The sequence below is a fragment of the Litoreibacter ponti genome (assembly GCF_003054285.1).
Classification (GTDB): domain Bacteria; phylum Pseudomonadota; class Alphaproteobacteria; order Rhodobacterales; family Rhodobacteraceae; genus Litoreibacter; species Litoreibacter ponti.
On the sequence record NZ_QBKS01000002.1, the window covers coordinates 1 to 26,245 of the forward strand.

The 26,245-nt window shown below is 64.7% G+C and carries 26 protein-coding genes; 13 read left to right on the forward strand and 13 right to left on the reverse strand.

Going from position 1 to position 26,245, the window contains the following annotated elements; translation table 11 throughout:
- The 3 genes from C8N43_RS19745 to C8N43_RS13880 form a co-directional block, all read left to right on the forward strand.
- Positions 1-214 (forward strand): hypothetical protein (locus tag C8N43_RS19745; protein WP_211308604.1); only part of this gene is annotated, 214 nt, incomplete at its 5' end.
- A 59-nt stretch (positions 215-273) separates the two neighbouring features.
- Complete coding sequence (locus C8N43_RS13875) at positions 274-963, forward strand: M48 family metallopeptidase (RefSeq protein ID WP_107846374.1); 690 nt, start codon at positions 274-276, stop codon at positions 961-963.
- Positions 960-1,556, forward strand: a complete 597-nt coding sequence (locus tag C8N43_RS13880) for a DUF6434 domain-containing protein (RefSeq protein ID WP_146174224.1) — start codon at positions 960-962, stop codon at positions 1,554-1,556. Before C8N43_RS13875 ends, C8N43_RS13880 begins: the two co-directional genes overlap by 4 nt.
- On the opposite strand, the gene C8N43_RS13885 is transcribed toward C8N43_RS13880, so the two are convergent.
- The 5 genes from C8N43_RS13885 to C8N43_RS13900 form a co-directional block, all read right to left on the reverse strand.
- On the reverse strand, positions 1,553-2,092 hold the full coding sequence (locus C8N43_RS13885; RefSeq protein WP_107846376.1) for an RSP_2648 family PIN domain-containing protein: 540 nt from the start codon (positions 2,090-2,092) through the stop codon (positions 1,553-1,555). The genes C8N43_RS13880 and C8N43_RS13885 overlap by 4 nt on opposite strands.
- Positions 2,092-3,303: an RSP_2647 family RNA methyltransferase gene (locus C8N43_RS13890; protein ID WP_107846377.1), complete on the reverse strand. Its 1,212-nt coding sequence runs from the start codon at positions 3,301-3,303 to the stop codon at positions 2,092-2,094. Before C8N43_RS13890 ends, C8N43_RS13885 begins: the two co-directional genes overlap by 1 nt.
- Before the next feature lie 39 nt (positions 3,304-3,342).
- Positions 3,343-4,014, reverse strand: a complete 672-nt coding sequence (locus tag C8N43_RS13895; RefSeq protein ID WP_107846378.1) for a DUF6778 family protein — start codon at positions 4,012-4,014, stop codon at positions 3,343-3,345.
- Positions 4,015-4,174: 160 nt separating this feature from the next.
- The gene (locus tag C8N43_RS19635; RefSeq protein ID WP_158269987.1) at positions 4,175-4,345 is read right to left on the reverse strand and encodes an RSP_7527 family protein; all 171 of its coding nucleotides are present in this window, start codon (positions 4,343-4,345) and stop codon (positions 4,175-4,177) included.
- Between the two features lie 111 nt (positions 4,346-4,456).
- Positions 4,457-5,218, reverse strand: a complete 762-nt coding sequence (locus tag C8N43_RS13900; RefSeq protein ID WP_107846379.1) for an HpcH/HpaI aldolase family protein — start codon at positions 5,216-5,218, stop codon at positions 4,457-4,459.
- Between the two features lie 91 nt (positions 5,219-5,309).
- On the opposite strand from C8N43_RS13900, the gene C8N43_RS13905 reads away from it, so the two are divergent.
- From C8N43_RS13905 to C8N43_RS13925, 5 genes are all read left to right on the forward strand, one after another.
- Complete coding sequence (locus C8N43_RS13905; RefSeq protein WP_107846380.1) at positions 5,310-6,350, forward strand: ligase-associated DNA damage response exonuclease; 1,041 nt, start codon at positions 5,310-5,312, stop codon at positions 6,348-6,350.
- Complete coding sequence (locus C8N43_RS13910) at positions 6,347-7,231, forward strand: alpha/beta hydrolase (RefSeq protein ID WP_107846381.1); 885 nt, start codon at positions 6,347-6,349, stop codon at positions 7,229-7,231. Before C8N43_RS13905 ends, C8N43_RS13910 begins: the two co-directional genes overlap by 4 nt.
- A complete protein-coding gene (locus C8N43_RS13915; protein ID WP_107846382.1) occupies positions 7,228-8,823 on the forward strand; it encodes an ATP-dependent DNA ligase in 1,596 nt (531 codons plus the stop codon). The genes C8N43_RS13910 and C8N43_RS13915 overlap by 4 nt, the downstream gene beginning before the upstream one ends.
- A 55-nt stretch (positions 8,824-8,878) precedes the next feature.
- Positions 8,879-9,754: an amidohydrolase family protein gene (locus tag C8N43_RS13920; protein ID WP_107846383.1), complete on the forward strand. Its 876-nt coding sequence runs from the start codon at positions 8,879-8,881 to the stop codon at positions 9,752-9,754.
- A 74-nt stretch (positions 9,755-9,828) separates the two neighbouring features.
- The gene (locus tag C8N43_RS13925) at positions 9,829-10,122 is read left to right on the forward strand and encodes an SCP2 sterol-binding domain-containing protein (RefSeq protein WP_107846384.1); all 294 of its coding nucleotides are present in this window, start codon (positions 9,829-9,831) and stop codon (positions 10,120-10,122) included.
- On the opposite strand, the gene C8N43_RS13930 is transcribed toward C8N43_RS13925, so the two are convergent.
- The 7 genes from C8N43_RS13930 to C8N43_RS13960 all read right to left on the reverse strand — a co-directional run bounded on the left by C8N43_RS13930 (position 10,119) and on the right by C8N43_RS13960 (position 16,860).
- Complete coding sequence (locus C8N43_RS13930; protein WP_107846385.1) at positions 10,119-10,700, reverse strand: 2OG-Fe(II) oxygenase; 582 nt, start codon at positions 10,698-10,700, stop codon at positions 10,119-10,121. The two genes, C8N43_RS13925 and C8N43_RS13930, sit on opposite strands and share 4 nt — an antisense overlap.
- Positions 10,701-10,915: 215 nt before the next feature.
- Entirely contained in the window at positions 10,916-11,692 is a 777-nt protein-coding gene (locus C8N43_RS13935) for a gamma-glutamyl-gamma-aminobutyrate hydrolase family protein (protein ID WP_107846386.1), read from the reverse strand.
- A gap of 130 nt (positions 11,693-11,822) precedes the next feature.
- A complete protein-coding gene (locus C8N43_RS13940; RefSeq protein ID WP_107846387.1) occupies positions 11,823-12,251 on the reverse strand; it encodes a GlcG/HbpS family heme-binding protein in 429 nt (142 codons plus the stop codon).
- A gap of 71 nt (positions 12,252-12,322) precedes the next feature.
- The gene (locus tag C8N43_RS13945) at positions 12,323-14,479 is read right to left on the reverse strand and encodes a malate synthase G (protein WP_107846388.1); all 2,157 of its coding nucleotides are present in this window, start codon (positions 14,477-14,479) and stop codon (positions 12,323-12,325) included.
- A gap of 124 nt (positions 14,480-14,603) precedes the next feature.
- Positions 14,604-15,092, reverse strand: a complete 489-nt coding sequence (locus tag C8N43_RS13950) for a hypothetical protein (RefSeq protein WP_107846389.1) — start codon at positions 15,090-15,092, stop codon at positions 14,604-14,606.
- A 114-nt stretch (positions 15,093-15,206) separates the two neighbouring features.
- Positions 15,207-15,359, reverse strand: a complete 153-nt coding sequence (locus C8N43_RS13955) for a DUF2256 domain-containing protein (protein WP_107846390.1) — start codon at positions 15,357-15,359, stop codon at positions 15,207-15,209.
- 1 nt (position 15,360) lies between these two features.
- Positions 15,361-16,860 carry an FAD-binding domain-containing protein gene (locus C8N43_RS13960; RefSeq protein WP_170114426.1) on the reverse strand — a complete coding sequence of 500 codons (1,500 nt, stop codon included), beginning with the start codon at positions 16,858-16,860 and terminating at the stop codon, positions 15,361-15,363.
- 207 nt (positions 16,861-17,067) lie between these two features.
- Between C8N43_RS13960 and pepN the strand changes: the two genes are divergently transcribed.
- The 4 genes from pepN to C8N43_RS13980 all read left to right on the forward strand — a co-directional run bounded on the left by pepN (position 17,068) and on the right by C8N43_RS13980 (position 22,571).
- Complete coding sequence (gene pepN / locus C8N43_RS13965; RefSeq protein WP_107846392.1) at positions 17,068-19,620, forward strand: aminopeptidase N; 2,553 nt, start codon at positions 17,068-17,070, stop codon at positions 19,618-19,620.
- A gap of 116 nt (positions 19,621-19,736) precedes the next feature.
- Positions 19,737-20,366 (forward strand): ParA family partition ATPase, encoded by a 630-nt coding sequence (parA, locus tag C8N43_RS13970; protein WP_107846393.1) that lies wholly within the window; start codon positions 19,737-19,739, stop codon positions 20,364-20,366.
- A 102-nt stretch (positions 20,367-20,468) separates the two neighbouring features.
- Positions 20,469-21,224, forward strand: coding sequence for an SDR family oxidoreductase (locus tag C8N43_RS13975; protein ID WP_107846394.1), 756 nt, complete (start codon positions 20,469-20,471; stop codon positions 21,222-21,224).
- A 75-nt stretch (positions 21,225-21,299) separates the two neighbouring features.
- On the forward strand, positions 21,300-22,571 hold the full coding sequence (locus C8N43_RS13980) for a hypothetical protein (protein WP_107846395.1): 1,272 nt from the start codon (positions 21,300-21,302) through the stop codon (positions 22,569-22,571).
- A 10-nt stretch (positions 22,572-22,581) separates the two neighbouring features.
- Here C8N43_RS13980 and C8N43_RS13985 read toward each other — a convergent pair whose 3' ends face one another.
- Positions 22,582-23,199, reverse strand: coding sequence for a transglycosylase SLT domain-containing protein (locus tag C8N43_RS13985; protein ID WP_245913030.1), 618 nt, complete (start codon positions 23,197-23,199; stop codon positions 22,582-22,584).
- 359 nt (positions 23,200-23,558) lie between these two features.
- On the opposite strand from C8N43_RS13985, the gene C8N43_RS13990 reads away from it, so the two are divergent.
- The gene (locus tag C8N43_RS13990; RefSeq protein WP_107846397.1) at positions 23,559-26,234 is read left to right on the forward strand and encodes a KAP family P-loop NTPase fold protein; all 2,676 of its coding nucleotides are present in this window, start codon (positions 23,559-23,561) and stop codon (positions 26,232-26,234) included.
- The last annotated feature ends 11 nt before the right edge of the window (positions 26,235-26,245 follow it).

A 26,245-nucleotide genomic window follows, 5' to 3' on the forward strand; every position in this document is an offset into this window, starting at 1 on the left:
AGCGCTCGGCGTTCTCCACCTGGGCTGCCGCGGGGGCGGCAAGGGTCAGGGCAACGGCTGCGGTCATCAGGGTTTTCATAATGTGTACTCTCTTTTCTGCTTCTGGCGGCTCGGCCGCCTGTTTTGGGGTTTGCGGCAGGCCTCTCGCCCGCCGTCATCTGCCCACCCAACCGCCGCGCCCCGCAAAAAGGTCCGCAACCTCACGACCCCGTGAATACACGTCAGTCGACCGTGAGACTTGCCGCCCCCGCCGCACGGCCCCATATCCAGACTATGCTGAAGCTCTCCCCCTTCCTGCTCGCCATTGTCTATGCGTGGGTGATGTATAAATTCTCCGCCTGGAACACCAAGCGGGCGCTCGACGCGCAGTCCACGCGGCTTGCCGATCCCGATCTCGAGCGGTTGAACCGCGATATGGCCGCAGCCCTCAATCTGCCGCAGATCAAGGTGCATATCTACGAGATCGACCCGATCAACGGTCTGGCCGCCCCCGACGGGCGCATCTTCATCACGCGCGGCTTCTACAACAAATACCGTGCAGGCGACGTCACGGCGCAGGAAATGGCATCTGTCATCGCACACGAGCTGGGCCACGTTGCCCTCGGCCACGCGCGCCGCCGCATGATCGATTTCTCCGGCCAAAACGCGATCCGAGTTGCACTGGCCTCGGTGCTGGGGCGGCTGATCCCGTTCGCGGGCGTCTGGCTTGCCAACATTCTGACCTCTATGCTTGCCGCCCGCCTGTCGCGCCGCGACGAGTACGAGGCCGACGCCTATGCTTCCGCCCTGCTAACCAAGGCGGGCATCGGAACAGGGCCGCAGAAGTCGCTCTTCACCAAGCTCGACAAACTCACTGGCTCCATGGGCGCGGGGGCACCCGCCTGGTTGATGAGCCATCCAAAGACCCCCGACCGCATCGCAGCCATTGAAGCGAACGAGGCGAAATGGGGCACCGTGAGTTGAGTGAGGCACGGCCCGACATCACGACGCTGACCACGGGTGCCGAGCTGCGCCGCTGGTATTGGCGCAAGGAGGAGCTGGTCGCCCACGCCAAGCGGCTGAAGCTGAAAAGCACCGGCGGCAAGTTCGACATCCTCGATCGGATCGCGCAATTCCTAGATACCGGTGAGGTGGCAGCGCCCGCCACGCCCAAACCAAAGTCCAAGTTCGACTGGCATTCAGCGCCGCTCTCGCCCGAGACGATCATCACCGACAGCTACCGCAACAGCCAGAACGTGCGCCGCTTCTTCAAGTCGCAGCTGGGCGACAGCTTCAAGTTCAACATCGAATTCATGGCCTGGATGAAGGCCAATGTCGGTTTGACCCTCGCCGATGCCTGCGCCGAGTACCGCGCGATGAAAACGCGCGAGGCCGACCCGAACTTTCAAAGCCAGATCGCCCACCACAACCAGTTCAACCAATACACGCGCGACTTTCTGGCCGCCCATCCGGAGGCCAGCCTTGAGGATGTCCGCACGTACTGGGCGCTGAAAATCCAGCAGCCGTCCGAGACCGGGCGGCACGAATACCACCCCGATGATCTGAAGCTACGCTAGCTCAGCGCCTTGCCCAAGCGCGGCAGTTTCGCCCGTTTCATCAATCCGCGCAGCGGCAGGTCCTCGCCGGACATTTCGCAGGCCACTTGATGCACGCGGTGCACGACGTTCGAGACCGGCTCCGGCGCGCCCATCCACATATCCATCAAGAATCCGTCCGGGCTGACCCGTTCGACCCCCTCAAACCGCAAGGTGCTTTGCGGAAAGTCCCGCGCGTTCAACGTCACCAGCACATCCGCCGAGCCCGCAATCGCGGAAGCCAGCACATGAATGTCGTCCTCATCCGGCAAATGCAGCCGCGCGAGGTCACCCGCCCGAGGGGTGATCGATGCGCCGGGCCAGCGCGCCTTCAGCATCGCCACCTCGCCGCGCGCAATTGCCTCGGCCCCGGGACCCAGCTTGACCGTCGCCCGCGCCCATTCCTCCAAAATACGCTCGGACCAGAGCGGCTCGAACAGCCCCTCGCCTGCGCATCCCATCAGAACTTCGCGCAACACCGTCGGATAGAGCACGCAGGCGTCGAGCAGCGCGCGCATCAGTCCAGCCGGAAGAACAGCGACTTCAGATAGCCGCTCTCTGCCAAGGCCGGGTGCATCGGGTGATCCGGCCCCGCCGCGCCCGTGTGCAAAAGCTGCGCCGCCCGTTCGGCCCGGGCGATCCCACGCAGCGACGCTTGGCGGAACTTCGTCACATCCGCCGCGTGCGAACACGAACACAGCACCAGATACCCGCCCGGCGCCACCAGCTTCGAGGCCAGCGAGGCCACGCGCGCATAGGCGGTCAGCCCGTTCGCCAGCGCTTGCTTGTTGGGCGCAAAGGCGGGCGGGTCGGCCACGACCACGTCAAACTGCGCGCCTTCCGCGATCAATGCCTCCATCACCTTGAACGCGTCGCCCTTGCGGGTCTCGAACCGGTCTGCAAGGCCAGAAGCCTGCGCCCCTTGCTCCGCCAGCGCCAGCGCGGCTTCCGATCCGTCGACCGCCACGCCAGACGCGGCCCCCGCCGCCAAAGCGGCGAGCGAGAAGCCCCCCACATGGGAAAATACATCCAGCACCCGCGCGCCTTCGGACAGCTTGGCGGCAAAGGCATGGTTGTCGCGCTGGTCATAGAACAGCCCCGTCTTCTGGCCGCCTTCGACATCCGCGATGTAGGTCGCGCCGTTCATCGGTACCTCTATCGGCCCGGGCATCTCGCCTCGCATAACCGACGAGACATCGTCGAGCCCTTCCAGCCCCCGCGCCCGGCCAGAGGCGTTCTTGATCACACAAGACGCCCCAGTCACCTCGCAAAGGATATCTGCCAGCGTCTCGCTGGCCTGCTCGGCCCATGCCGCGTTGGGCTGCATCACCAGCGTGTCGCCAAAGCGGTCGATGATGACGCCGGGCAACCCGTCGGCCTCCGCATGCACCAGCCGGTAGAACGGCTCTGCATAAAGCCGCGAACGCAGCGATAGCGCCCGCTCAATCCGCGCCCGCAGCCAGTCCGCATCCGGCACGGCACCGGGGTCACGATCCATCACGCGGGCAATGATCTTGCTCTCGGGGTTTACCGTCACCAGCGCCATGGGCGTGCGCCCGGCGTCTTCCAGCACGGCGAGCGAGCCGGGCGGCAAGCGCCGCGTGCGGCGGTCGGTGACAAGCTCGTCGGCATAGACCCAAGGCGCGCCCGCGTTCAACGCGGCGGTGTTGGCCTTGGGCTTCAGGCGGACGACGGGATAGGGCGGGACGGAAAAAGGGGAGGCACTCATGCCTCCCCCTCTAATCTCTCTTGATGTCGGGCGAAAGCCTTACCCGCCGGTATAGACATCCTCGGCTTCCAGCGCCGGGCGGGTCACGACCTGCACCGGCTGGCCGCCATGGAAATTCTTGCGCATCGTGCCCGCCAGATGGCTCTGGATGCGCACCTTCTGGGTCAGGCCCTGACGCTCGGCAATCAGCGCGCGCTGGCCGCCATAGGCTTTCAGGTCGACCTCCATGCGGATCGGGCCATGAAGCGCCTGGCCGGTGGCCGCATCGATCACGGTCAGCGTGTAGATGATGTTATGCACGCCGCCGGTCACCGCGCGGGCTTTCTCGGTCAGCGAGTGAAAGCGGTGCAGCTCGATGTCGAAATAGACGGGGCGCGGTCCTTTGAGGTGGCGCAGCCCGGCGGTCATGCCATCATCGAGGATCTTGGCTACCTGCGCACGGCGCTCGCCGTAAGGGTCGCCGCGCCACACGATGTCGGCCACCGGGTAGTACATGTTCGCCTCAGAGACGCTCAGCTTGCCCGATACGCGCACACGCACGTCCTTGAGCTGCCAGTCGGCGCTCTGGGCGGTCAGAACGGGTGCCACATCGGGCGTCGCCGTGCTCGGCGCGCTCCGGGTCACAGTCTCGCTGTTGGAGATCGGGGCACCGGCGCAGGCGCTCAGTCCAGCGGCCAGTCCAAGGGCGGCAATCATCTTGATCAGTTTCATATCGTCAACCTTTCCCGCAGGCCCGGCTCCCGGACTCCACGACTTCAGAATTGGTTAACGTCTGCTCCCGAAATGAGGCCAAAATGAGAAAACCCCGGACCGCTTTAAGGGCGATACCGGGGCTTTGACGGGCGCTGTGACGCGCCGGGTTGGGCTGGTCTCAGGCGGTCTTGCCGGAAACCGCAGCACCGCCGGACAGCTTCTCGGACAGCCATCCCCGCAGGTTGGCGGCCATCGCACGCATCGCCTCGGCCCGCAGGGCACGGGCTTCGCGCTCAATGGCGAAAGTGTCAATCATAATGGCGTCTTGAGTGTCGGTCTTCATCTTCATCGGGCATCTCCTGAATGTCTCTGTTCGCTTGAGACATATCTAGGCTCCGCCCCCGGCCACGACATCAGACAATGGCGAAATGCTGCCATGCGGCACGCGCATGGCGAGACCTCAGGCGTCTCGCATGCTCGCCACCGCCGCACGCGCGCCCGCCAGCATCCACGCATGTTCCGACCCCATGACGAACACGGTAAACCCGAAGCGCGTCCAGTCCTGCGCGACCTCGGCATTCGGCACCCAGGTGACATAGGCTTTGCCTGCCGCACGGGCGGCCTCGCCCACCGTCGCCATTGCCGCGCGCAGGTCGTCATTGTCGACCGAGCGGTGGCCATAGGCCACGCTCAGGTCGGCGGGCCCGATGAAGACGCCGTCCACGCCCTCGGCGCCGACAATGCCCTCAATCGCCTCGACCCCTTCCGGCTCTTCGATCTGCGCAATCACCAGCGTCTCAGCCTGCGACTGGTCCAGGATCTCCCCCATCGGCCGCGTCGCGTAGCCCGCCCAGCGGGTCGAGCCGGCAAAGCCGCGCCCACCGCGCCCGAACCGGGCCGCCTTCGCAATCGCTCGCGCCTTCTCGACAGAATCCACATGGGGCACCACGATCCCCAGAGCCCCCGCATCCATCACTTTCAAGATGTCATCCGCCCCGCCAGACGGCACCCGCACCAGCATCGGGAAATCCAGCGCGCGGGCCACCGCCAGACAGGCATCGAGCCGCATCCGGTCAAACGGCGCGTGCTCCGCATCCAGACAGCCAAAATCCAGGCCAGATTTTGCCAGCACCTCGATCATTTCCACCGATGGCGTCTTGATGAACGTGCCCAGCAGCTGCTCGCCCGCCAGCATCCGCGTCCGCAATGTAGAAAACCCCATGGGCCTCTGCCCTCCCCTGTCTTTCTTTGTTCCATAAATACGGGAAAAGCCGACACTGGCAACCAAACGCCACGCTGCTAGGTTGAAAGCCATGGTTCTCGAATTCAAATCCGAAGGCATCTACTGCCCCGCAGGTGATTTCTACATCGACCCCTGGCGGCCGGTGGAGCGCGCCTTGATCACGCACGGCCATGCCGACCACGCCCGCTGGGGCCACCGGCGCTACCTCGCCACCGAGCCCGCCGCCCCGGTAATGCGCCACCGCCTGGGCGACATCTCCCTCGAAACCATCCGCTACGGCGAGACCCGCCAGATCGGCGATGCGAGCGTCTCCTTCCACCCTGCCGGTCACGTGCCGGGCTCCGCGCAAATTCGGGTCGAGGTCGCGGGCGAGGTCTGGGTCGCCTCGGGCGATTACAAAACCGTCGATGATGGCTTCTCGGAGCCGTTCGAGACCATCAAATGCCACGCCTTCATCACCGAAAGCACGTTTGGCCTGCCGGTCTTCACCTGGGACACGCAGAAGACCGTCACCGATCAGATAAACCAGTGGTGGCAGGCCAACCGCGCCGCGGGCCGCTTCAGCGTGCTGGGCGCCTACGCGCTCGGCAAGGCCCAGCGCATTCTCGCCTCGGTCGACGCCTCCATCGGCCCGATCCTGACCCACGGCGCGATCGAGAACACCAACGAGGTGCTGCGCGCCCAGGGTCTGACACTGCCCGACACGATCCGCGTCACGCCGGACACGGACCTCAAGGCGCTCAAAGGCGCGCTTGTCATCGCGACCCCGTCCGGCATGGGCGGCCCGTGGATGCGCCGCTTCGGCGTTGGCGCCAATGCACCATCCACCGCCTTCGCCTCGGGCTGGATGTCCATGCGCGGCCACCGCCGCAGGCGCGCCGCCGACCGGGGCTTCGTGATGAGCGATCACGCCGATTGGGACGGGCTCAACGCCGCGATCAAGGCCACCGGGGCCGAGCGGGTCTTCGTGACCCATGGCTACACGCAACAATTCTCCCGCTGGCTGGGCGAGCAGGGCTATGACGCCGCCGTGGTCGAGACAGAATATGAGGGCGAAAGCCTCGACGCCCCAGAGCCAGAGACCCAGCCCCAACCGGAGACGACCCCATGACCTCCACCGCTCAAAAATTCTTTAACGGCTTCGCCCGTTACGTGCAAAAACCGGTACTGGCCTATGTGCCCCACCAGCCCACGCTGAACCGCATCTTCGAGGCCACCGCCGCGGTGACAATCCGACCGATGCGCGGCTGCGAGCAGCGCTTCACCTTCCTGCCAGATCTGCGCATTCGCCGGATGATCCCGAACGAGACGGCCAAAAACCTGCTTTTGTATTTCCATGGCGGCGGCTTCACCATCGGCTCCAGCTTCACCCATCGCTGGCTCGCCGCGCGGTTGGCCGCAGGCATCGATGCGCAGGCCTGGCTGCCCGATTACCGCCTTGCGCCCGCGCACCCCTACCCCGCCGGTCCAGACGATTGCCTGACGGCCTACAAGCATGCGCTCGACCACTACCCGGCAGAGCGCATCGTCGTCGCAGGCGACAGCGCGGGCGGCTGTCTCGCGCTCAACCTGTCGACGCGCGCACGCGACGCAGGTCTGCCCCAGCCCGCAGCCCTCGCCTTGCTGTCGCCCGCGACGGACCTAGCGGGCGGGTTCGAGAGCCGCGAAACCTTTCGCGAGACGGACATGCTGCTACCCGCGCAATGGGTCGAGCGCGCGGTCGCGATGTATCTTGACGGCCAAGACCCGGCGGACCCGAACGTCTCCCCCGCCCGCGCCGACCTCAGCCAGACACCGCCCACCGCGCTGCACTGGGCCGAGGGCGAGATGCTGGCAGGCGATGCGGAGGATCTGGCCAAGCGCCTGCCGCAGGTGGACTGCCAGACCTTCAAGGACGTCCCCCATGTGTGGCAGCTCGATGCGGGGTGGACGCCCGAGGCCGATCGCTCGCTTAAGATGATGGCCGATTACCTGAGAAAACATCTGCCATGAGGGAGTTCGCCGCTCTCTTCACTACGCTCGATCAGACCACCAAGACCAACGCCAAGGTCACAGCCCTCGCGGGCTACTTCCAGACCGCCACTGACAGCGACAAGCTCTGGACCATCGCGCTGCTCTCGGGCCGCCGCCCCAAGCGCGGGGTCACCACGACGCTGTTGCGCGAATGGGCCGCCGAAGTGGCCGACATCCCGCTTTGGCTCTTCGAGGAAAGCTATCCCATCGTCGGCGATCTGTCCGAGACCATCGCCCTCGTGCTGCCCCCCGCCACGGGCCAGAGCGACAAGACGCTCACCGAGTGGCTCGAGATTGTGCGCGATATCGGCCAGCAGGAGCCCGATCAGAAGAAGGCGATCATCGTTGCGGCCTGGTCCAGCCTGCCCCCGATCGAGCGGTTCCTGTTCAACAAGCTGATCACCGGCGGCCTGCGCATCGGTGTCAGCCAGAAACTGATGACCCGCGCGCTGGCCCAAGCAACCGAGATCGAAGAGGCCACGCTGGCCCACCGCCTGATGGGCGACTGGACCCCTGCGACGACGACCTTCCACGACCTGATCGAGGCCCACGATCCCAAGGCCGACGCCTCCAAGCCCTATCCGTTCTACCTCGCCTACCAGCTCGAGGACCTCGACGCCCTCGGGCCTCCTTCTGACTGGCGGGCGGAGCGCAAATGGGACGGCATCCGCGGCCAACTGATCATCCGCTCCCGCCAGCCGTTCCTGTGGTCGCGCGGCGAGGAGCTGATCACCGACCGCTTCCCCGAATTTGCCGCCGCGCCCGACTTTATCCCCGATGGCACCGTGTTTGACGGCGAAATCCTCGCCTGGGACCACGCCTCCGAGACGCCGCAGAATTTCAACGCCCTGCAAAAGCGCATCGGCCGCAAGACCGTGCCCAAAAAGCTGCTGAAAGACGCGCCCGCGATCCTCTACGCCTACGACCTGCTGGAACATGACGGCCGCGACCTGCGGGCAGAGCCGCTCGACACCCGCCGCGCGCTGCTCGCCCAACTGGTCGACACATTGCCCAAGGAAGCGCCCCTGCGCCTCTCCACCCAGCTGCCATTTGAGACATGGGACGACCTCGCCGCGATCCGCGCCACCTCCCGCGACAATCAGGCGGAAGGCTTGATGCTAAAGAAGGGCGACAGCCCCTATCTGGCGGGCCGCAAGAAGGGCGATTGGTGGAAATGGAAGATCGATCCGCTGACCATCGACGCGGTGATGATCTACGCGCAAGCGGGCTCCGGCCGGCGCGCGGGTCTGTTCACCGACTTCACCTTTGCCGTGTGGTCCGGCAACGATCTGGTGCCCTTCACCAAAGCCTATTCCGGCCTGACCGATGCCGAGTTTCGCAAGATCACGGCCTGGGTCAAGAAAAACACCCTGCAGCGCTTTGGCCCGGTCCGCCAGGTCACGCCCGAGCATGTGTTCGAGATCGCGTTCGAGGGCATTCAGGCCTCCCCCCGCCACAAATCCGGCGTCGCCCTGCGCTTCCCGCGCATGCTGCGTTGGCGCCACGACAAGCCGATGCAAGAGGCCAACACGCTGGACGATCTCAACGAAATGCTGGAGACCTACGGATAAGCGAGGGCCACGCCTTGGCTTCGTTTTGGTAAAAATACTCCCGCCGGAGGCTCCCATGATCCCCACCAGCGCCCCGCCCAACACGGCGACACAACCGCGCCAGAAAGCCCCCGCAGGCGCGGTGGACAGCCATATCCACATGCTCGCCGCCGCGTCCGAATTCCCGCTCTGGGAGAAGCGCGTGGAAAACCCCGCCGCCGGGATCGACATGGACGGCTTCCTCGCCCGATACCGCGCCCAGATGGACACGCTCGGCATCAGCCGAACGGTGGTCGTGCACTCGATCCTCTACGGGGCCGACAATGCTGTCACGCTCGAGGCCATGCGCCGCCTCGGCCCCGCCACGACCCGCGGCGTGGCTCTGCTGCCCGACGGCGCGCACGAGTCCGAGCTGGATGCGCTGGCCGATGCGGGCATCAAGGCACTGCGGCTGAACTACATCCATGGCGGCATCCTGACATGGGAAGGCGCCAAGGCGCTCGCCCCCGCGCTGGCCGCGCGAGACATGCATCTGCAAATCCTCGCCTCCGCCAATCGCCACATTCCCGAGATCGCCGATGATATCCGCGTCCTGCCCTGCCCCCTCGTGGTCGATCACATGGGCTGGCCGGATCTCACACTCGGCACAAACGACCCCGGCTTCCAGACCCTCTGCCACCTGCTGACCGAGGGCCACGCCTACGCCAAGCTCTCGGCCCCGTATCGCGTGTCTCAGCCGCCCTTCACCGACGCCACGCCCTTCGCCGCGGCGCTGGCAAATGCCAACCCGGAGCGCTGCCTCTGGGGCTCCGACTGGCCGTTCATCATGCTCGGCGATGCCACCATGCCCGACGCGGGCACGCTTCTGGACCGCTTCCACGAGGCCGTCGAAGACCCAAGTGCACGCCGATTGATCCTCGTGGACAACCCGACCGCGCTTTACGGGTTTTGACGCCACGTCGCAGTTGCACGCCCGGACCGCGCGCCCAAACTGACGCCAACGTCACACCACAGGGGAAGCAGGCCATGTCGTCCTTCGACAACTTCATCGAGATCGTCAACACCAAGGCGAAGGGCGCCATCAAGGGCACCGCCAAGCTGCTGGTCAAGGGCGAAGGCGCAATCATCCTGTCCGAGCACGGCGCGGCAGAAGCCTCCACCGAGGCCCCCGCAGATGTCACCCTGAAAGCGTCCGAAGCCACGTTCCGCGCGATCCTCGACGGCTCGCAAAACCCGATCATGGCGGTGATGTCCGGCAAGCTGAAAGTCGACGGCAACCAGATGCGGGCGCTCAAGGTCTCCGAAGCTCTGACCGCTTAGGTCCTCAGCCCCTCAAACATCACATCCGTGCGCAGCACGTATTTCTCGCCCGAGACAATCTCTTCGCCCCGGTGGGACAGCGGGTGGTGGAAGAACAGCGCCTTGCCGACCCCGGGCACAATTGTGAAATCCTTGAAGATGTGGGGCGAGAAGATGTCGGCAAACCGTGTGCCGCCGCCCTCGCACGCATCATTGAGGTAGATCATCATGGTAAACTGGCTGCGCCGCACGGCGCTGTCTTCGAACACACCATCCTGATGCCAATCGAAAAACTGACCCGGGCCATACCGGTAGACACGAAAACGCTCGTTCAGCCGCACGGCGCGCTGCCCCTTGAAAGGCTGCGCGAAATGTGACGCTGCCCGCAGCCACAGCGTTCGGGCAAGATCCGGATCATCGAAGATCACGCGCTCATTGTTGCGGATCTCCGGGGCGATCCCGGTGCCGTGCTCGGATGTGATCGTGGCGGGCTCGAACCCGATCGCGGTCGCCCGCGCAATGATGCGGTCGCAAAACCCAGGCGCCACAAAGTCAGGCGCTTCAATAACCAGATGCGCGATATCTGCTGGAATACTCATCTTCCATCTCCATAACTGTCTTTAAAGGGGGATCGTCGTCAGACCGCGAGGCGATCAACGATGGCAGCCCTTCAGAAAGCAGGCGTGGCAAGGCCACTGGAGAGTGTCAGAAAGCGGTTTCATGGCAGCCCGGATCGCAAATCACGCCGCCCGGTTCAAGAGAAATGACAACTCGCGCGCGGTGACCGCGGCAAAACCGCATCGCTGGAGGTGGCTCAGGCGAGCTTCAGAATTGCAGGCCGCTCGCCCTTGGCCCAACTGCGCGCAGCATCGCCAAAGCCCGCGAAAAGCGGACGCGACACGGGGTCTTCGCTCGCCTTGTATTCCGGGTGCCACTGGACAGACAGCGCAAAGCCCGGCGCATCCTTGATGTAAATCGCCTCCGGGGTGCCATCCGGGGCGAGCCCGTCGATGACGATCCGGGCGCCCGCATCCTTGATCCCCTGACCATGGAGCGTGTTGGTCATCACGACCTCCGCCCCCATCAGCCGGTGGAACGGCCCACCTTTGGTGAATGTCACTTCGTGGCGCAGCTCGAACTTCTCTTCCAGCGTGCCGTCGGGCGGCATCCGGTGGTTCATCCGACCCGGAAGGTCGCGGATCTCGGGATAGAGCGTGCCGCCCATCGCCACGTTGACCTCCTGGAAGCCGCGGCAGACGCCAAGGATCGGCTGCCCCGCCTCAACACAGGCGCGGATCAGGGGCAGAGCGACGCGGTCACGGGAGCGATCAAAGGTTCCATGCGCCTCGGTCTCTTCCTCGCCGTATTCCTCGGGATGCACATTTGGCCGCCCGCCCGTGAACAGGAAGCCATCGCAGGCATCCATCAAGGCAGGGATATCCACAAGTGACGGGCAAGACGGGATGATCATCGGCAGTGCGTCGCACACTTCGGCGATCGCTTCACAATTCATCTGGCCCGCCGCATGGGCGGGGTATTCATCGTTGATCAGGTAGTGGTTGCCAATGATGCCAATGACAGGCCGTGCCATGCTCGAAGACCCTCTTTGCTTTCCCTTCAAATACTACAGACACACGCATCCGTCGAGCCGCGCCGATGCACAGGCTGCCTGCGCACGCGCCGAATGCTGAAACTCTAGGCAGAAGAGGTGAATAAAGCGCTTACGCCTCACCTATCAGCCCGGCGGCTTCGATCCCGGCCAAGGCCGCTTCAGCGTCATTGTCCGACGTGTCGCCCGTGACCCCGACGGCCCCGATCACAGCGCCCTTCTTGTCGCGCAGCAAAACGCCGCCCGGCACCGGCACGACCGCGCCGCCGAACAAGCCATTGACTGCATTCATGAAATAGGCCTGCTGCTCGGCCCGCGTCATCTGCGCTTGCCCGCCCATGCCCAGCATCACTGCCCCAAACGCTTTGCCTCTCGCGATGTCAAACCGCCCCGGGCTCGCGCCATCTTCGCGCTCGAAAGCCTGAACGTGCCCGCCCGCGTCCAGCACCACCACGGAAAGCGGCTTCAGCTCCATCTCGCGGCCCTTCGCCAGCGCCTTGCGCACGATCGTGCGGGCCTTGTTCAACGACACGTTTGCCAACTGTCTGCTCCTTCTTTGTTCCGAAAATACGGCGGGTGAGGGTCCGGGAGAGGGCAGCGCCCTCTCCCGGCCTAGCTTGCTTTCAACTCAAGACGCCGGGCATGCAACACCGGCTCGGTGTAGCCCGACGGTTGTTCACGACCTTTGAAGACCAGATCGCAGGCCGCCTGAAAGGCGATCCCGTCAAAACCCGGGGCCATGGGCCGGTAGCCCGCATCGCCTGCGTTCTGGCGATCCACCACTTCGGCCATCTTGCGCATGGCCCCCATGACCGCCTTTTCCGAGACCACCCCGTGGTGCAGCCAGTTCGCCAGTGCCTGGCTGGAAATCCGGCACGTCGCGCGGTCCTCCATCAGCCCCACATCGTTAATGTCAGGCACCTTGGAGCACCCGACGCCGGCATCGATCCAGCGCACCACGTAGCCCAGGATGCCTTGAGCGTTGTTTTCGACCTCGCGCATGATCTGGTCCTCTGACCACATGCGATAGCTCGCCAGCGGAATGTCGAGGATCGTCTCCACATGGGCGCGCCTGCCGCCTGCCCGCAGTTTCTCCTGCACCGCGAAGACATCGACCTTGTGGTAATGCAGCGCGTGCAGCGTTGCCGCCGTGGGCGACGGCACCCAGGCGCAGTTCGCGCCCGCCTTGGGATGCTCGATCTTCTGCTCGATCATCGCGGCCATCAGGTCCGGCATGGCCCACATGCCCTTGCCGATCTGCGCCCGCCCCGACAGGCCGCATTCGAGGCCAATATCGACATTGCGGTTCTCGTAGCCGCCGATCCAGGCCTTGCGCTTGATAAATTCCTTGCGCGAGAACGGCCCGGCTTCCATCGAGGTATGGATCTCGTCGCCTGTGCGGTCCAGAAAGCCGGTATTGATGAACGCGACACGCGATTTGGCCGCCCGGATACACTGTTTCAGGTTCACCGTCGTGCGGCGCTCTTCATCCATGATTCCCAGCTTCACGGTGTTGGCAGGCAGGCCCAGCACGCTCTCGACCTTCGAGAAGATCTCGTTGGCAAACGCCACCTCATCCGGCCCGTGCATCTTCGGCTTCACCACGTAGACCGAGCCTTGGGTGGAGTTGCGCGCCCCCTCCGATTTGCCCAGGTCATGCATCGCGATCAGCGTGGTGACCATAGCATCCATCAGGCCTTCGAAAATCTCTTCTCCATCTCGGGTCAGGATCGCGGGGTTGCGCATCAGGTGGCCCACATTGCGCACCAGCATCAGCGCGCGGCCTTTGACGGACAGCTCCCCGCCATCAGGCCCCGTGTAGACCCGGTCCGGGTTCAGCGCGCGGGTGAAAGTCTTGCCGCCCTTGGAGACCTCCTCGGTCAGGTCCCCACGCATCAGGCCCAGCCAGTTGCCATAGGCCTGCACCTTGTCCTCGGCATCGACGCAGGCGACCGAATCCTCGCAATCCATGATGGCGGAGACGGCGCTTTCCATCACCACATCCGCCAGCCCCGCCTGATCGCGCGAACCGATCATATGGGTGCGATCGAAAACAAGTTCGACATGCAGCCCGTTGTTTTTCAACAAAACTGCGTCGGGCGCCTTGGGGTGCCCACGGTAGCCTGCAAACTTGGACGGGTCCGCCAGCGGCAGGTCATCGACCAGAAGCGCGCCGTCATGCACGTAGTAGCGCCGCGCGTCGGCGTGGCTGGTGCCCTCCAGCGGGAAGGCCTCGTCCAGAAACACCCGCGCCCGCGCCACGACCCGCGCACCGCGGCCCTTGTCATAGCCACCTTTCGGCGGGGCCGAGCCCATGGCATCGGTGCCGTAGAACCCGTCATAGAGCGAGCCCCAGCGGGCATTCGCCGCGTTCAGCGCGTATCGCGCATTGGTGATCGGCACCACCAGCTGAGGCCCGGGCACTTTCGCGATCTCGGCGTCGACATTGGCCGTATCGATTTCGAAATCATCGCCCTCCGGCAACAGATAGCCGATCTCCTGCAGGAACGCCTTGTAGGCGGCGTGGTCATGCTGCTGGTTGGCGCGGGCCTTGTGCCAGTCATCGATCTGGTCCTGCAACTCGGCGCGGCGGTCGAGCAGCGCCTGGTTCTTCGGCCCCATCTCGTGGGCAAGGTCCGACAGCCCCTTCCAGAAATCTTCTGCTGCGACGCCAGTGCTCGGCAGCGCCTGCTCTTCGATGAAGGCGGCCAGTTCGGCATCCACCTGCAGGCCATGTTTGTCGAGGCGGTTCTGGGCAAGGTCTTTCATCGCGGCGGTCTCCCAAGCAGCGGTCTGGTATACGTTGGCACACTACCTAGAAACAAAGTTTCCGATAGGCAACAAACCTGCCGGGAAATACTTTCGAATTCTGCCGTCCGCGCAAACAATCAGATCAGAAACTGAGGCGTAGCCCGCGCCAACGATCAGACCTCCGTCGCAACCGTAACGGCATGCGGTCTTCCGAGATACCGAACAGGATCAGGACCGCTTGAAGAGCGATCAGGACACCAACCAACTTGGCGATACGTCCACTCCAAATCGTTCGGGTGAGCATCTTGTCGCTGCGCATGTCGCCCCGGTCCGGATCGTAGCGCCCGGAAACGACATCCCCCGGCTGATGCGGTTTGAAATGAAGCCACCAGTTTTTGCCCACGTATTCTTCCCGGGGCGAAGCTGCCGTTTCGAGGGCAAGGACCGGGCGATACGACCATGCGCCGCCGACGCTTCGCTTCGATTGCACTTCCAGAACAATCAGCTGCGCAGGTTGTGAGCGGTCCCGGAAATGTGTTGCATCGCCAAAAAACAAGGCCCCCGCAAACCATACAAAGCAGGCGATCGCTAAGTATTTGAAGACCGTGATCGCGCGCGTGATGAATTCCATGGTCCCGGCTCCCGAGGTTTCGGGTTGAGGATGGTCAGAAGAAGCGGGCGAAATTGAGTTGGCTATGTGAAACCTTGATGGTGTCAGAGGCGTCAGCTCTGCAAAACCCAGCGCCTAGGTTTGACGCTTGGCCTCTCGGCGGCAGCGGTCCGAGCAATATTTGACCTCGTCCCAGACCTTTTCCCATTTCTTGCGCCACGTGAACGGCAGGCCGCATTGCGCGCAAATTTTCGATGGCAGGTCGGATTTCTTGCGCATCTTCGGCATGTTACAGGTCCAACTTCATTTGCCGCTCGGCCTTGGGCTCCGGGTCCCGTATGAACCGCCGCTGGCGATCCTTTCGGCTGGCGTGTTTCTCCACGATCTGCGCGGCCTCGGCCCGGAAGGCCTCGCCCTTGCGCACGCCCCAGACCCGCTCCCGCGCGGCTTTCGCGGCGGCTTTCACGTCAACGAGCGGCTCGGGGTAGCTGCGCCCCAAGATGCGCCCGGCCCCGTCCCAGCGCCACGGCTCTTGCAAGACCTCATCCGGCACCTCCGCCAGTTCCGGCACCCAGGCCCGTGTGAACACGCCATCCGGGTCCTGATCGCCCCCCTGTTTGACCGGGTTATAGATGCGCACCGTGTTCATCCCCGTCGTGCCCGATTGCATCTGCATCTGCGACCAATGAATACCCGGCTCGTAATCGGTGAAATACCGCGCCAGGATCGGCCCTGTGCTGCGCCAGTCGAGCCACAGGTGGTACGAGCCCACGGCCACGACCATGCTGCGCATGCGGAAATTCAGCCAACCGCCTGCCCGGGTGTAGCGCATGCAGGCGTCCACAAAAGGCAGCCCGGTCTCGCCCATCTCCCACGCGCGGAGTCGCGCGGCGTCGGTGCCGCGCAGGCCCTCATAGGCGCGGTGCAGGCATTCGCTCTCGATCCGCGGCTCGTCTTCGAGCTTTTGCATAAAGTGATCGCGCCACGCGAGGCGCGAGCGGAAGCTTTTGACCGAGCCGCCCCAGCCTTCCCGCGTGCCTTTGACCTCCGCCGCGCGGGCGCGGGCCGCCGTTTCAGCCTCCCGGCCCGACAACGTGCCAAAGGCCAGATGCGGCGAGAGCCGCGAGCAGGCCCATTCGCCCGCCACGGGTGAAGACATGTCGCGGCGGTAGGTCCGGCCTCGCTCAGTCAAAAAGCCACCCAGCAGCGACAGCGCATTAGAGCGCCCGCCGGGTTGGCGATCCGGGCACGGGTCCGGGGCGAGATCGGGATCGGGGATGTCCCCGGGCTCGACCGCCACTGCCTTCAGCGCAGCTGGGGCCACCAGAGGTTGGCCCATGAACCGGTCGCGCTGTTTCGCCCAGCCATCGCGGCCCTTGAGCCTGCGGACCACGCCCGATTGCGGCAGCTCTTCCCATGCGATGCCCTCCGCCCGCGCCCATGCTGCGACGCGCAGATCGCGGGCATAGGTCCAGGCGTTGCCGGTCTCCTCATGACTGATGATCCGCCCGATGCCGAAGCGCTGATGCGCACGCGCCAGAACATCGATCACGTCCCCCTGCCGCACGACCAAGGGCGCCCCGAGGCCCGCCAGCGCCGAACGTAATTCGATCAGGCTTTCACGGCAGAACGCCCATTGCCGGGCCGAGGTATCGTCGAGCGCCCAATATTCCGGTTCAACCACATAGAGCGGCAGCACGGGCGCACCGATCTCGGCCGCGCGCGCGAGCGCGGGGTGGTCTTCGACGCGCAGGTCGCGCTTGAACCAGAGGAGGGTTATGCCGCTCATGGGGTTCATCTATGCCCGCATCCTCTGCCGACAAGAGAGCGGCGGGGAAGGCCGTTGAAACGGCCTTCCAAACGCGAATTGAAATTCGCGTTTAAACCGTCTTCGAAGACGGTTTTCGCCCCGATCCAGACCGTCACGCCTATGCACTTGCAGGCCGCCAGCCCCCCGCCTACGCTCCGCCGCAACGCCGCCCCCGAAGGACCCGCAATGAAAGATGCAAGCCCCGCGACCCCGTCGCAGACGATCTACCTCAAGGACTACACCCCGCCGAGCCATTTGGTGGACAGCGTCGAGCTGGTCTTCAAGCTGCACCCGACGCAGACCCGCGTGATCTCGAAAATCGCGTTCCGCCCGAATCCGGACGCGGCCGATCCCACCTTCTACCTGCATGGCGAGCAGTTGAAGCTGATCCGCGCCAGCATCGACGGGCAGGACGCCAACGCCAAGGTCACCGATCTGGGCCTGACCGCGCAGGCCCCGGATGCGCCCTTCCTATGGGAGGCGGAGGTCGAAATCAGCCCGGCCACCAATACCGCGCTGGAGGGGCTTTACATGTCGAACGGCATGTATTGCACCCAGTGCGAGGCAGAGGGGTTTCGCAAGATCACCTACTACCCGGATCGCCCCGATGTGATGGCGGTCTTCACTGTCAAGATCGAGGGCGAGGAGCCGGTCAAGCTGTCCAATGGCAATGATCTGGGCGACGGGACGTGGCATGACCCCCACCCCAAGCCCGCCTACCTGTTCGCGCTCGTCGCGGGCGATCTGGTCAATCTGCACGACACGTTCACCACCCGTTCGGGCCGCAAGGTGGACCTGAACATCTATGTGCGCGACGGCGATCTGCACAAGACGCCCTTCGGAATGGACGCGCTGAAGCGATCGATGACATGGGACGAGGAGGTCTACGGGCGCGAATACGACCTCGACCTGTTCAACATCGTGGCCGTGGACGATTTCAACATGGGCGCGATGGAAAACAAGGGGCTCAACATCTTCAACTCCGCTGCCGTGCTGGCCTCGCCCGACACCGCGACCGACGGCAACTTTCACCGCATCGAGACGATCATCGCGCACGAGTATTTCCACAACTGGACCGGCAACCGCATCACCTGCCGAGACTGGTTCCAGCTGTGCCTGAAAGAGGGCCTGACCGTGTTCCGAGATCAGCAATTCTCCGGCGACACGCGCGGACACGCGGTGGAGCGCATTTCCGACGTGCTGCAACTGCGCGCGCGCCAGTTCCGCGAGGATAACGGCCCGCTGGCCCACCCGGTGCGGCCGGAAAGCTTTGTCGAGATCAACAACTTCTACACCGCGACGGTCTATGAGAAGGGCGCCGAGGTGATCGGAATGCTCAAGACGTTGATCGGCGACGCGGACTATTACGAGGGTTGCGATCTCTACTTCACGCGCCATGACGGGCAGGCCTGCACCATCGAGGATTGGCTGAAATGCTTCGAGGACGTCACCGGACGGGATCTCGCGCAGTTCAAGCTGTGGTACAGCCAGGCCGGCACGCCGCGCGTGAAGGTCGACGAAAGCTTCCACGACGGCACCTACACGCTGACCTTCATCCAATCGACCCCGCCCACACCGGGCCAGGACACCAAGGACCCCAAGGTGATCCCCATCGCTGTGGGCCTGCTCAATGAGGCGGGCGAGGAAATCCACGCCACCAAGGTCTGCGAGGTCACCGACGAGGTCCACAAGTTCCGCTTCACCGGGCTGGAGGCCAAGCCCGTCCCGTCGATCAACCGGAACTTCTCCGCCCCGATCATCCTTGAGCGCGACCAGAGCAATGCCGAGCGGGCCTTCCTGCTGGCCCACGACACCGACCCGTTCAACAAGTGGGAAGCGGGCCGGGCGCTGGCGCGCGACGTCATGGTGCGCATGGTGACCGAGGATGCGACACCCGATCAGGCCTATCTCGACGCGCTCGTGGCGGTGGCGCGCGACGACACGCTCGAGCCCGGCTTCAAGGCGATGTGTTTCTCCGGCCCCTCCAATGACGACATCCAGCAGGCGCTGGTGGATGGCGGCGTAACCCCCGACCCGACCAGAATTTTCCTGACAGGCCAGACGCTGAACCTCGCTATCAGCCAGACGATGCAGGACCTGCTGCCGCGAATCTACGCCGAGATGCAGGTCGACGGCCCCTACAGCCCGCGCAGCGAGGATGCCGACCGGCGCTTCTGGGGCAACGCGGCGCTGGCGATGCTGTCCCGGCTCGACGGCGGCGCGCAGGCGGCGGCGCAATATGCCAGTGCCGACAATATGACCCAGCAGCTGGCGGCCCTTGGCTGCCTGCTGCGCGCAGAGGTGGGCGAGGCGCAGAACGCGGCCTTCTACGCGCAGTGGAAGGATGACCGGCTGGTGATCGACAAGTGGTTTTCCATGCAGGTGAGCCACGCGAAGCTTGCCGCGGCCCCGGCCAAGGCGGCGGAGCTGACCGCCCATCCCGACTTCACCATGGCGAATCCCAACCGCTTCCGCGCCGTCTTTGGCGCGCTGGCGGGCAACAGTGCGGGGTTCCACGAGCCGGGCGGGTCGGGCTACGCCCTGTTGGCCGATTGGCTGATCAAGCTCGACGCCAAGAACCCGCAGATCGCGGCGCGCATGTCGACCGCGTTCGAGACTTGGCCGCGCTATGACGCGGACCGGCAAGGCATGATGCGCGAGGCGCTGACGCGCATCCAGGCCGCACCCGGCCTAAGCCCCGACCTGTCGGAGATGGTGAACCGGATTCTCGCCGCCTGATCCCTTGCGGGCCCCACATCGCGCAAGCGGGGCCTGCGCCGCGCATCGCACGTGCATTCCGGCTGCGCCTGTGTCATGCTGCATCGCAGCAACACGCGACTCGGGGGTAGTCTCTCATGGCAGGCACGGCAATCACCATCGCCCAGCAGAAGGGCGGCAGCGGCAAGACGACCGTGACTGCGAACCTCGCCGTGGCCTTCTCGCGGTTGGGCAAGCGCGTGGCGATCATCGACACCGATCCGCAAGGCAGCCTCGGGCGCTGGTTCATGGCCCGGCGCGAGCTGATGGAAGACCCCGGACTTGAGTTCTCCACCGCGTCGGCCTGGGGCATCGAATACGAGGTCGGCAAGATGCTCGGGGACTACGACCTCGTGCTGGTCGACACGCCGCCCAAGGCCGACAGTGACTTGCGCCCCGCCCTGCGCAAGGCGGCTTTGACGATCGTTCCCGTGGCTTCCAGCCATGTTGATCTGTGGGCCACCGAGGGCGTTCTGGATCTTGCCCGGCGCGAGGACACACCCGCGATGCTCGTGCTCAACCGCACCCGCAAAGGCACGCGGCTGGGCGAGGAAGTCGCCACAAAGGCCGCCGAAATGGAGGCGGGTCTGGCCGAGACAAGTCTTGCCAATCGGGTGATCTACGCCGAGGCGCTTGGCCGTGGGCAAGGTGTCGAGGACGCCGCGCGCTCTGGCCCCGCCGCCAAGGAAGTGCGCGCGCTGGCCGAAGAGATTTTGGCCCGTATCTGAGCGGTTTTCTGCCCGTCCGCGCTGCGACTGGCACGACCGCCATAAATCCGCCAAACTCCCACGGTTGAAGGCACAAAACAGCGTCACCCGAGGAGAGCTCCCATGGCCCGCAAGACCAAAACCGTACTGATCACCGGCGCAAGCTCCGGCATCGGGGCCGCCACCGCCGTGCTGGCCTCGAAAAGCGGCTATGACGTGGGCATCCACTACAATTCCGACCTGAAGGGCGCGCAGCTGGTGGCCCAGATGTGCGAGCAGGAAGGGGCCGTAACCCATACGTTTCAGGGCGATGTGGCCGATCCCGGCGATGTCGAGCGCATCTTCGAGGAGTTCGACGCGGCCTTCCCGCAGATGGACGCGCTGGTCAACAACGCGGGCATCGTCGACAAGCCCCAGCGGGTCGAGGAGATGTCCTACGCCCGCCTGCGCCGCATGGTCGATGTCAATCTGATCGGCGCGATGATGGTCGCCCAGCAGGGCGTGCTGCGCATGTCAAAAAGCTTTGGCGGCGATGGCGGCGTGATCGTCAATCTCGGCTCGGCGGCGGCGCGGCTGGGCTCGGCGGGGCAATATGTGGACTACGCGGCCACCAAGGCCGGTATCGACATTTTCACCAAGGGTCTGTCCGACGAGGTCGCCCCCGACGGCGTGCGTGTCGTGGCGATCCGGCCCGGGCTGATTGAGACGGCAATCCACGGCAAGGGCGGGCTGCCCGACCGCTGCGACGACCTGGCCCACCTGGTGCCGATGAAGCGCCCGGGCGAGGCCGAGGAGTGCGCGCATGCCATCGTCTTCCTGATGGGCGAAGGTGCGAGCTACATCACCGGCACCTCGATCGACGTGAGCGGCGGGCGGTAGAAAAGGCCCCTATCCGGCCTTATTCCTTGCACTTTTCTCGTGCTGTCTTGCGCGCACCGACCGCAAGGAGCCGACATGCACACATTCTTTCGCAGTCTCCCCGGGATGGGGCTTGGCCTGCTGGCCTTGCCCTTTGTCGCATTGGGCGCGCTGCAGCGCCTCCCTGCCGCGCTGTTGCGCCGCTTCCAAGGCGAGGGCGCGGGCTTCAAGGCGGAGTTTCTCGAGGCGAACCTCGTGATCGACAGTTTCACCGATCCCGCGAATGAGGCCGCGCAGGATGCGCTGCACGACCGCGTGACCGCGCTGCTGGACAAAGAGGATTGGGTCGGCATGGCCGCCTTCCTCGAAGAATTGGACCAGACGCGCGCGCGATTGCCCAACGGGATCACCTCGCTGAGCGTCGCCTTGAACAAGCTGCGCTGGTTGGTGTCTGATTTTTACGAGAACCCGCTGTTTTGTAACGATGAAATCGCCTTTTCCGTCAATGCGAGCGTCCTCGAGGCGGTCACAGAGGCCCATCGCGCCAACCCTGAGAACTACGCGCTCGCGGCGCTTCTGGGACGGCTTCACCTCGACTGCGGATGGGCCGCCCGCGGCAGCGACTGGGCCCACCGGGTCGACGAAGAAGGCTGGGCCGCGCTCAACAGCCATTACGCCCAGGCGCGGGCGCTGGTCACCCGGTTCGACCCGATTGCCTACAATTCTCCGTTCCTGGCGGAGGTTCAGCTGCTGATGAATATCGGCCTGTCGGAAGGCTATGATCGGTTCCAATCCGCGGTCGAGGACTGGGTGGAGCTCGATCCGACCGACCGGCGCATCTACCGGCTCGCGGCGTTCTACAGCCTCGAGCGGTGGTTCGGGGGCGATGAGGAAGCGGTCGAGATGGCCGCGCTCTGTGCCGAGCTGTCCAAGGACACCCTGAGCGACGGCGCCTATTTCCTGGTGGCCGCCCATGCAATGCATCACGACGAAGAGGTCACGCGATATGTCGATGTCGACCGTTTCGTAGCGAGCTTCCGGACAATCCTGCGCGCGAGCGCGTCCAACAGCTTTGCCCAGACCCGCCTGCTGGCGGCGCTGGACGACGCGTTGACGCCGCATAGCCCGTTCTCCCTGGTGTTTGACGACCCCGATGGGCGGGTGATGCTTCTGCTGCGCAAGCGTACCGGCGAGGTGCTTCGCGAAAATGTCCCGCAGCTCGATCATACGGCAATCCGCGGGCGCATGGCGCAGCTGCGCGCCATCCTGTCCTACGGCTTTGAGGAAGAGCTGCGGCGCGGCGCGCGGGTGAGCTTGTCGGGTGGCACGGTCGAGATCACGGAGCCGCCCGAGATCGCGACGGCCTGAGCCGTTGGCGCTAATCGCGCCGGGCGCTTTCGGCGGAGACCGACGTCAAATCCTTTGGACGCGGCTGCGGCTTCACGTCCGATATCAGGCGGCAATAGGGCTGGTCGCGCAGCCAGCCGGCCATCTCGCGCCGCTTCTTGGCGTTCACCATCGGCCCCCAATCGGCCGCAACGCCGCCGAGCCTGCCATTGGCCTTGCGGGCCACCGCGTTGTCGCGGATCACCGTTGTGGCCATGATGCGCACCGCGCAGCTGAGGTTGTCCGGACCGTCGCGCAAGGCCGCCCCGGTGCCCACGCGGCATTTGTAGCCGCGCGCGGTCGCAGGCAGAATTTGTGTCAGCCCGTACCATTTGCCGCCGCCGCCCACGGCGCGGGGCTTCCACGTGCTTTCATGCTTGGCCAGCGCGCTCAGGAAGCCGGTCCAGAAGGCCGCACGCTTGTCCTCGGAATTGCTGGCATAGGCCGGGCACCAGTCCGCCATATCCCGCGGCACGGTTTCGATCAGTGGCCGCCCGTGGCCCTTGAGCGCCTGCATCGTTGTGCGGGTCCAGAGCCGCCCCTCGGGCCGGAAGTCCCAGCGCGCCCGCGGCAGATACGTGTCGCGCGGCGTGGGTCGGATCGCGGGCATGGGGGGTCCCGACAGAGGCTGCCCTCCCAAAACAGCCCCTGTCGCGGTGCTTTTCAGCACCGGCTGCAGCACGCTCTCCCCCCTCGCCCCCGCTACGGGAGCGCTCAGAAGCAGTGCCAGCGATATGGTGATCCCCCTGATCATGCCGGATACCCTGCCCCGGAACGCGATTGCTGTGCAAATTCAACGGCGAAGCGGGCGCATTGGGGCCCGATTTCCGCGCAAATCCGCCGATTCTGGGCGATTGTTTCCGATCTGGCCACAATCAATCGCCCGAATCGCAGGCCGCCCCTGCCGTTGACCCAAGGGCAATTTGCGGTAGCGTGGAGGCATTGTTTTGCCAGTTTCAGGAGGCCGGAATGGTCGCCGCTCCACAGGCCTTGCCGGAGATCGTCTCCGTCGAAGGCGCACCGACCGACGATGTAGACCTGATCATTGTGCCCGGGGGCGACCGGCCCGGTGCGACCGCGCTGCGTGAACACTTGGCCACGCTTGTGGGCCTTGCGCATGGAGGACAATTGACCGATGGCGGGCTTCATTGGTTCGGTCAGCCCGAACGCCGTTTCCTTGTCCTGCCCCCGATCTCGGAGCCCGAGGACTACGAGGAAACGCTCGAGCGCGCCCTGCTGAGCGAGACTGCACCGGGCGGCTCCATTTATATTACACATGGTGCCCTATCAGATTTTGACGTCTCTCTGGGGCGCGAGGGGCTGTGGCTATCCGAAGTCCTGTCTCGGGTCTTCAGCGAGATGTCCGACGACATGCGTCCCGCCATTGTCGAAGTCGGCACACCTCCCGAGCTGCGCGCAATGTTCGACAGCGATGGCGCGATCCAAAGCTCCGCGCCGAAGGCCAAGGTGCCAGAACCAGACGAACAGACGGCCTTTGCGCTCCGCCTGTTGAACCGCGTGTTGCGCGGGTCGCTTCCCCGCTCGAACGGGCAGACGCACTTAGAGTTCACCGAAATACTGGCCCCGACAAACGAGGAACTCCTTGTTCTGACCGCGGCTTACCTCACTGCCAATCCGCATCTTGCACAAAAGACGGAAACAGCGAACGACCGGGTGGTCCACGCGTTTTACGTCGACGGCATCGTGAGAAGCATGTCCGGTTCTGGACCCGACATAAGACAAGATATTCTGGATCTGACCAATTTTCGATCTGACGAGACCAACGCTCATCTGACGAATTTTGAAACGGTCCTGTCCGGGGTCAAACTGGAGGTGTTCGCCTCGTTCCGAGGCAAGGACAGCGTCCGCATTTTTATCCCCATTAGCCCCGATCCGCAGAAAGGGGATTTCATTGAGGTCGATCCGGTGATCTCGGCCATCTCAGAGATAGGCACCGCAGATGACTGGCCCGAGCAGGTCACATTCCGCTTCGCCTACGATACCCCGCTGTCTGACGCAGCCCACACCCAGCTTCGCCACTCGGTCAAACGCGCGATTGAACGGCATGGCGGCACGTACCAGCCGCCCGACGATCCAGCTCTAGATGACGACAGCCCCGTCAACGAGATGCCCGCGCAGTTTCATCCCGACTACGCGCTGACCCATCCCGATGAGGATGATCTGGGCCGCGCCGCGATTGCGGAGACGATCGTCGAGAATGTCCGGCGGGTCTGGGGGGCGCAGAGGACTGCCTCTCGGCCCTTTGCCATCCACCTTTCGGGCCGGTGGGGGTCGGGCAAATCCTCGATCCTGACCTTCCTGAAGGACAAGCTGGTCCATGACTACACCTTCTTCGAGCCGTCTCCCGGCACGATCTACAAGCAGAAAAAGGAAGGCTGGGTGGTGATCGAATACAACGCCTGGCAGATGCAGGAGGCCGGCCCGCCCTGGTGGTCGCTGCTGACCACCGTGCGCGAACAGGGCTACGCGGCGCTGAAGGGCAAAGGCCACATGCCGCGGCTGCAAGACTGGCTCTGGCGCAACACGCGCGTCGCCTGGCCCTGGCTTGGCGCGCTGGCGGTCATCGCCGCGGGCCTGCTGGCCTTCACCATATTCGGCGACAGCGAGACCATGGGCTCGCTCTTTGACGCCGAGAACGCATGGAAGTTCGTGGCGGCCATCGTCACCGCCCTGGGCTCGCTCGGGGCGCTGGCCAAGCTTGTGCAGGGCTGGTCGCAAAGCGCCACCGAAACGGCCGAGGCCGTGCGCGACCTGCAATCGGACCCCACGGCGGTGGTGAAGGCGCGCTTCAAGAAGATCATCACCACGATCGAGCGGCCCGTAGCGGTGTTCATCGACGATCTCGACCGCTGTGAGGCGGGCTTTGTGGTGGAGCTGTTGCAAAGCCTGCAGACGGCCTACGCGCAGGTGCCGGTGCTCTATGTCGTGGCGTCAGACCGCGAGTGGATCGTGAGCGCCTACAACCAGGTCTACAAGGACTTCAAGCCGGAGATCTCGAAGCCCGGCGCGCCCTTGGGCTACCTGTTCGTCAAGAAAATCTTCCAGCTCTCCGTGCCGGTGCCCGACCTCGCGCCCGGCGACCGGACCCGCCTGACCGAGGCGCTGCTGAAATCCAAGGCAAAAACGCCCGTGCTCACCGCAACCCGCGAGGCCCGCGTGCAAAAAATCGAGGCCGCCGCCGCCAAGGGCGATCTGAGCGAGGTCTCCCGCATCCAGAAGAAGGCCCTGTCGGAGGGCCAGAACCTTGCCGACGCGGTGATGAAGGCAGTGACCGAGCCCAAGAACCAGATGAAGCTGCGCCACCAGCTGCTTGAATACACGCATCTTTTTGACGGGAATCCGCGCGCCATCAAGCGCATCATCAACGCGCTGACCTTCCGGCAGGGCTATATCCTGTCGGCCGCCGAGGACATCGCCTTCAACGTGATCGCGCGCTGGACGATCCTGAGCCTCAACCATCCCTACTCCGCCGACCTTCTGTCAGAGAATCCCGCGCGCATTGATGCGGTCTTCGCCGGGCCACCCGCCCCCGGCGAGACCGAGTTCCCCAATCGGGCGGCGGCGGCGCTGATCCTCGACGGCCTTGGCAAAGAAGACATTGAACAGATCGCGGCCTTTGGATAATTCCCGGGGGT